This is a genomic window from Variovorax boronicumulans NBRC 103145 (assembly GCF_001591345.1).
In the GTDB taxonomy this organism is placed as follows: Bacteria; Pseudomonadota; Gammaproteobacteria; order Burkholderiales; family Burkholderiaceae_C; genus Variovorax; species Variovorax boronicumulans.
The window spans coordinates 36047-42927 of sequence record NZ_BCUS01000051.1 but is presented as its reverse complement, the minus strand read 5'-3'; the positions used below and the strand labels follow the sequence as shown (position 1 = coordinate 42927).

5 protein-coding genes are annotated in these 6881 nt (G+C 68.8%); 1 reads left to right on the top strand and 4 read right to left on the bottom strand.

The annotated features are described in order from the left end of the window. The 4 genes from VBO01S_RS16330 to VBO01S_RS16315 form a co-directional block, all read right to left on the bottom strand. A partial coding sequence (locus VBO01S_RS16330; RefSeq protein WP_062476343.1) for a wax ester/triacylglycerol synthase family O-acyltransferase occupies positions 1–1497 on the bottom strand: 1497 nt, incomplete at its 3' end. A gap of 52 nt (positions 1498–1549) precedes the next feature. Further along, on the bottom strand, positions 1550–3262 hold the full coding sequence (locus VBO01S_RS16325) for a long-chain-fatty-acid--CoA ligase (RefSeq protein ID WP_062476340.1): 1713 nt from the start codon (positions 3260–3262) through the stop codon (positions 1550–1552). Between the two features lie 44 nt (positions 3263–3306). Next, on the bottom strand, positions 3307–4086 hold the full coding sequence (locus tag VBO01S_RS16320) for an esterase/lipase family protein (RefSeq protein WP_095948796.1): 780 nt from the start codon (positions 4084–4086) through the stop codon (positions 3307–3309). Between the two features lie 536 nt (positions 4087–4622). Further along, positions 4623–5663, bottom strand: coding sequence for an AraC family transcriptional regulator (locus VBO01S_RS16315; RefSeq protein WP_095746631.1), 1041 nt, complete (start codon positions 5661–5663; stop codon positions 4623–4625). Positions 5664–5962: 299 nt separating this feature from the next. Here VBO01S_RS16315 and VBO01S_RS16310 point away from each other — a divergent pair, with 299 nt between their 5' ends. Continuing rightward, positions 5963–6877, top strand: coding sequence for an alpha/beta fold hydrolase (locus VBO01S_RS16310; RefSeq protein WP_062476335.1), 915 nt, complete (start codon positions 5963–5965; stop codon positions 6875–6877). The last annotated feature ends 4 nt before the right edge of the window (positions 6878–6881 follow it).

The following is a 6881-nucleotide window of genomic DNA, read 5'->3' as shown; positions in this document are numbered from 1 at the left end:
CGCCTTCGCGCGGCGCGGGGCCTTGGCGGGCACGGCCTCGGCTGGCAGCTCTTTCGCGACTACCGGCTTGGCCGCGCTCTCGACGCTGGGCAGCCGCTCGATCTGCCGCAGCGCCGCGCGCAGGTGGCCGATCAGCTCGTACGACTCTTCCTGCGACAGGATGCGGCGGCAGGCCGTGAGGCCGAAGTCGAGCGAGCCCGCGTAGCTCTGCACCGTGATGTTCAGCGCGCTGCCGTGGTACGGGATCGACACCGGATAGAAGTGCATCATCCGCGCGCCCGCCACGTAGAGCGTGGCGCCCGGCCCCGGCACGTTCGAGATCAGCACGTTGGCTGCGGGCGGCACGCGGCGTGCCAGGTTGGAGCGGCCGTACAGCGACGCCAGGCTGGTCATGAGCCAGGGCGAGCCGGTGATCGGCATGTCCACGCCGAGCACGGGCTTGAGCTCGCGCACCACGGCCTTGGCCGCCTCCGACGAGGCATGGATCGCCTTGAAGCGCTCGGCCGCGTCGCCGATGTCGGTCGCCAGGTCGACGCGCACCATCGACACCTGGTTGTTCATCGAGTCGTCGCCCTCCGCGCGCAGGCTCACGGGCACGCCGGCGATCAGCGCTTCTTTCGGCAGCAGGTTGCGCTCTTTCAGGAAGCGCGCCAGCGCCTCGCTGCACATCGCCATCACGATGGTGTTGACGGTGCCGCCCACGCGCTTGCCCAGCGCCTTCAGTTCATCGAAGGGCAGCGACATCGTGCTGTACGAGCGCTGGTTGGTGATGGCGTCGTTGAACATGCTCTTGGGCGCCATGCCCAGGCTCAGGCGGCGCTCGCCCTTGCCGGTCTGCTGGCTCGCGAGCACGCTGCCGGCCGCCGTGAGCGCGCGCGCGGCCGCCGGCAGCAGCTCGGCGAGCTTGCGGTACTGGCGCGCCGAGTTGGACACCGCCGCCTGCAGCAGCTCGGCCACGCCGAGCTGGTAGTGGCTGCCGCTGCCGCGCTTGCGGCGCGCGGGCGGCACCTCGCGCATCTGCGCCGTGGTGTCGTAGAGCACCTTGGCCAGCTCGGTGCCGGCCTTGCCATCGACGCCGCTGTGGTGGGCCTTGGTGTAGAAGGCCACCTGGCCGTTCTCCAGGCCCTCGATGACGTACATCTCCCACAGCGGGCGGCTGCGGTCGAGCAGGCTCGAATGCAGGCGCGCCACGAGGTGGTGCAGCTGCTCCATGGTGCCGGGGCGGCGCAGCGTGAGGCTGCGCACGTGGTAGTCCAGGTCGATGTCGTCGTCGTCGATCCACACCGGCTCGGCCAGCTCGAAGGGCATCTGCGCGAGCTTGCGCGTGAGCACCGACGCCAGGTGCAGCCGCTTGCCCAGCATGCCCTTCACGTCTTCGTAGTAGTCGCCCCGGTAGCCCTCGGGCAGGTCCAGGAGCATGAGGCTGCCGACGTGCATCGGCGTCTCGGGGGTTTCAAGGTGCAGGAACGACGCGTCCATGCTGCTCAGGTGGTCCATGGCGTGGCCTCTTTCGTCGGTGGGATCGGTGGGAATTGGGGAATGCGCGCGCTCAGGCGGTGGCCGCGGCGACGGCCTGCTTGCGCAGCTCTTCGTCCACGAGGTCTTTCTTGGAGAGCTTGCCCACCGCCGTCTTGGGCAGCGCGGCGCGGATCTCCAGGGCCTGCACCATCTCGTGCTTGCCCACGCGCTCCTTGAGAAAGCTTTGCAGGGCCTTGATGTCGAAGGCCTCGGCGCCGGGCTTGAGCGTGACGAAGGCCTTGGGCGACTGGCCGCGGTATTCGTCGGGCACGCCGATCACCGCCACCTCATGCACGGCCGGGTGCTGGTAGATGGCCTCTTCGAGCACGCGCGGATAGACGTTGTAGCCGCTGCACAGCAGCATGTCCTTGCAGCGGTCGACGATGAAGACGAAGCCGTCCTCGTCCATGTAGCCCACGTCGCCGGTGCGAAAGAAGCCGTCGAAGGTGGTGCTGTCGGCCGTGGCCTCGGGCTTGTTCCAGTAGCCCTTCATCACGTTGGGGCCCTGGATGCACATCTCGCCCTTCTCGCCCAGCGGCACGTAGCGCGTGGGGTCTTCGAGGTCGAGCATCTTGATGACCACGCCCGGGTGCGGAATGCCGCACGAGCCCGCCTTGCGCTGGCCGTGCGCGGGCGAGAAGGTGCCGGTGGGCGAGGTTTCGGTCATGCCCCAGCCTTCGGCCAGCCAGGTGCCGGTGATGGCGCGGAAGCGCTCGCCGACCTCCATCGGCAGCGGCGCACCGCCCGAGTTGCACAGCTTGAGCGAGTGCAGGTCGTACTGCGGCGTGTCGGGGTCGCCGATCACCGCGGTGAACATGGTGGGCACGCCGCAGAAGGTGGTGAGCTTCTTCTCGGCGATGTCGCGCAGCGCGGCCTTGGGGTCGAAGCGCAGGTGCTGCACGATCTCGGCCGCCAGGCGCACGCCCAGCAGCAGGTTGACCGTGAGCGCGTAGATGTGAAACGGCGGCAGCACCGCGAGCAGCCGCTCGGTGCCCATCTGCAGCACGGGCGGCGTGCCCGACTGCGTGATCACCACCTGCTCGCAGGCCGACGACAGGTTGGCGTGCGTGAGCATCGCGCCCTTGGGCAGGCCAGTGGTGCCGCCCGTGTACTGCAGGATGGCCAGCGCCTCGCGCGGATCGCCGATGGGGTGCGGCGTGTAGCGGCCGTCGTTGTCGAGAAGTTCGGAAAAACGCAGGTGGTGCTCGTCGCCCGAGATCTCGACCGTTTCGTTCTTCGCCTTCATCTGCGCGGCCACCTGCTCGGGCGCGCCGGTCATCTCGGCGAGGTTGCCGACGATGAGCTTCTTGAGACGCGTCTTGCCGAGCATGGCGGCCATCTGCGGGTACAGCGCGGCCAGGTCGAGCGTGATGAGGAAGTCGGTCTGGCTGTCCTCGATCTTGTGCTCGAGCACCTTCGCGGCATCGAGCGGCGAGTAGTTGACCACCGTGCCGCCCGCCTGCAGCACGCCGAACAGCGCGACCAGGTAGTGCGGCGTGTTGGGCAGGAACAGGCCCACGTGCACGCCGGGGCGCACGCCCAGGGCCTGCAAGCCCTTGGCGGCGCGATCGACCAGCGCGCCAAGCTCGCGATAGTTCAGCCGCTTGCCCATGAAGTCGATGGCCGGCCGGTCGGGAAAACCGGCCACGGCGTCGGCCAGGATCTGCTGGACCGAGGTGGGCGTGATCGCGTGGTCCCACGCCACGCCTTCGGGGTAGGAAGCCAGCCAGGGCTTGCTGTTCATGTGCGTCTCCAGGAAGTGAATGAGTGGGTTGGTGATGCGGCGCGTCAGGCGGCCTTGCGCACGTCGCGGTGCGGGTCGAGGTACAGCAGGCGGCGCAGGCCTTCGCGGCGGAACGGCTTCCACTGGCCCTCGGGCTGCGCGAGCCGGTCGGCAATGGCGTAGAGCACCACGGGGTTGTGGCCGAGGCCGCAGTGGCTGCCCTCGACCTCGATGTTTTCCGAGGTCGCGGTCTCGCGTTCGCGGCAGCCCTGCCAGGCCACGATGCCGTCGCTGCGGCTGTAGATGGCGCTGGCCGGCACGGGCGGCGGCGTGCGCATGCGTTCGCGCTCGGGCCAGTCCTCGACCTTGCGCTCGCTCACCATCTCGTACAGCCGCCACGCGTTGCTCGCGCGCGGCTCGCCGGCGAACGGGCTGCCCAGCGTGATGACGCTGCGCACCTGCGAAGGCGCGCGGCGCGCCAGCTCGCGTGCGAACACGCCGCCCAGGCTCCAGCCGACGATGCTCACCTTGCGCTGGTAGCGCTCGTGCAGTTCGGCCAGGCGCTCCTGCATCTGGTCTTCCACGCCGGGGCGCGGGCCGAAGTTGGGGCCGAGCTTCCATCCGTGCGCGCGGTAGCCGCGGTCGCGCAGGAAGGCGCGCAGCGGTTGCGTCGAGGCATCGCTCGCCGAGAGGCCGGGCAGCACGAGCACGGGATGCCCGTCGCCCGCGGGCGCCATGCGCAGCATCGGGGCCATGGTGAAGAACGCGGACAGCTCCGCCACGGCGCGCCACTCGAGCATCAGCAGGCGGCGGGACGGCGGGGCCATCGAAGAAGATTCGGTCATGGTCATCTCGGGAGTGGAGGGAAAGGGAAAGAGAAAAAAGAGAGGCGAAGAAAAAGCCCGACGTGCAGACGCGATGCACACGGCTACCCGGTCGGGCGGTCGTTCGAGAGAGGATCGAGGTCGGGGAAAAGGGGTGAAGGCGCCGCGCAACGGCGACGCCCGGCCTGTGCGGCGGCACGCATGCATGGTGTGAACCCGCCGCGTACGTCCAGTCCGTGCCGGGCATGCCGGCACGCGCGAGGTGCATCCATGTTGTTGTCTCCTGTCGGCCTCGTCCGGGCCTTCAGCGAGGCTCGGATCGGGCACTTTGTTGTCGTTGCTCTGGGCGCCATCTTTTCGCGGCGACGTCGACAAGGAAAGGTGCGATGCGACCACTTCGCGGTGATTTCGGGACGCGTGTTCGAACGCCGCGCAGGCGCGACGCACAACTGCGAACAGATGTGTGGATCGACGGCCACGCGAACGCCGCACGAAGGCGCGCGCGTGCGAATCAGCGGTGGTTCACGATGCCCGATGCGGCATCGCGCAGGCGAGGCTCAGGCCTTCGCCGCGCGGTAGTCCTGCGGGCTGCGGCCGGTCCAGCGCACGAAGGCGTGGCGGAAGTTCGAGGCGTCGCTGTAGCCCAGCCGCTCGGCGATTTCCTCGGTGGTCATGCGCGTGGTGCGCAGGTACTCGATGGCCAGCACGCGACGCACGTCGGCCAGGATGCCGCGGTAGGTCGTTCCTTCGGTCTCGAGGCGTCGGCGCAAGGTGCGCGGATGGATCGACAGCTCCGAAGCCATCGGCTCGATGGTCGGAAAGCGCCACGGCATGTGGTCGATCAGCGTGCGCCGCACCACCGACGAGACACCGCCCGAGCGCGGCAGGTCGGCCAGCACCTGCTGGCACATCTCGCTCACCATCGCATGCGTGACCGAGTCGGGCAGCCGCGAGGGATGGCCCACCCACGGCGAGCCCACATGCAGTTCGTCGCGCGGCTGGCCGAACGCCACGGGGCAGCCGAACAGCGTGCGGTAGGCGCTCAAATCTTCGGGCTCGGCAAAGCGCACATGCAATGCGGAAAGACCGAACGACGGCCCGAAGAGATCGCGCCCCAGCCGCAGGTGCACCGCAAAGGCGAACTCGAGCGCGAAGCGGTACAGCGGGTCTTGCGGATCGGACGACAGCAGCACCTCGTAGGGCAGCACGGCCGTGCCGCCGCTGCAGGTGTACGACACCGGCCCGGCCACGGGGCCCATGACGCGGTTGTACTTGATGGTGAAGTCCATCAGGTCGGCGTGCGTGGGACTGCTCAGCAACCCGTAGCCGTACATGCCGTAGGCCGTGAGGTGCATGCGGATGCCCGCGCGAAAGGCGATGCTGGGGCCGGGCGCGAGGCGCACCGCGTTGCGGAAGACCACGGCTGCCTGCTCGTAGGAAATCCGCGTCGCCGGTGCGCGCAGCTGGTCTTCCGTCAGGCCACTTCCACTCAGGGTTTGTTCCGGTGCGATGCCTTCTTCGACCAGGGTGGCGACGATGGCTGCGACGCGCTGGGGTCCGTAGACGCGTGACGCGAAGTCGGGTGGCGAACGATGCACGACGATTCAATCCCTTCAGAACACATGCCTTCGATGGCGAGGCCGCCACTGGCCTCGCACTCCAAGGTCGTCGCAGGATATCGAAGCGTTCTGCACGCGCAGACTCGGAGTTTCCCGATAGCGCCAAATTGTCCCGAAGTCACTCCCGGTTGGTCTGAACGAACCTTTCTCACGCTGGTGCCCCACGGAAAGATCGTCCACGAAACACCGTCCCGGCCGCAGGGCGCAAAGCGCAACGCGCGACGGTTGCCTTTCGCTTCTCTTGCTTTCTCTCCCCTTCCTTTTCACCGCCACGCCCCATGCAACGCGACCCCTCTTCCCCTTCGTTCGCTTCGTCCAACGGCATCGAGCTGGCCTACGACTGCTTCGGCGATCCGGCGGCGCTACCGCTGCTGCTCATCATGGGCCTGGGCACGCAGATGATTGCGTGGGACGAAGCCTTCTGCGAGCGCCTGGCCGGTCGCGGCTACCGCGTCATCCGCTTCGACAACCGCGACATCGGACAGTCCACGCGCCTGAGCGCCGCGGGTATTCCCGACGTGGCCAAGCTGCTCGGGCAGGCGCTGGCCGGCGTGCCGGTGAGCGCGAGCCAGGTGCCGTACACGCTGGCCCACATGGCCGACGATGCGGTCGGCCTGCTCGATGCGCTGGGCATCGATCGCGCCCACATCGTCGGCGCCTCGATGGGCGGCGCCATCGGCCAGGAGATCGCGCTGCGCCATCCGGCGCGCGTGCGCACGCTGGTGTCGATCATGGCCACCAGCGGCGCCCCCGACCTGCCACCGCCCCAGCCCCAGGCGCTGCAGGTGCTGCTCACGCCCACGCCGCTGGACCGCGACGGCTACATCGCGCGCCAGCAGCAGGTGATGAAGGTGCTGCGCGCCGGTTCGCATCCGGACGAAGAGGCGCTCGATGCCACGCGCGCGGAACGCAGTTTCGAACGCGGCCTGCACCCGGCCGGCTACGCACGCCAGCTCGCGGCCATCATCGCGTCAGGCAGCCGCAGGGAGCGGCTGGCGTCGCTGAAGGCGCCGACGCTGGTGATCCATGGCGATGTCGATCCGCTGGTGCCGATCGAATGCGGGAAGGACGTGGCGCGCCACGTGCCCGGCGCAAAGATGGTGACCATCGAGGGCATGGGCCACGCGCTGCCGAAGCTGACGTGGGCGCCGGTGATCGATGCGATTGCGGGGCACGCGGTGGAGGGCCGCTGATCCA

Excerpts from the sequence above, each read along its gene's own strand:
- VBO01S_RS16310 (WP_062476335.1), top strand. The coding sequence starts at position 5,963 with ATGCAACGCGACCCCTCTTCCCCTTCGTTCGCTTCGTCCAACGGCATC.
- VBO01S_RS16320 (WP_095948796.1), bottom strand. The coding sequence starts at position 4,086 with ATGACCGAATCTTCTTCGATGGCCCCGCCGTCCCGCCGCCTGCTGATG.
- VBO01S_RS16325 (WP_062476340.1), bottom strand. The coding sequence starts at position 3,262 with ATGAACAGCAAGCCCTGGCTGGCTTCCTACCCCGAAGGCGTGGCGTGG.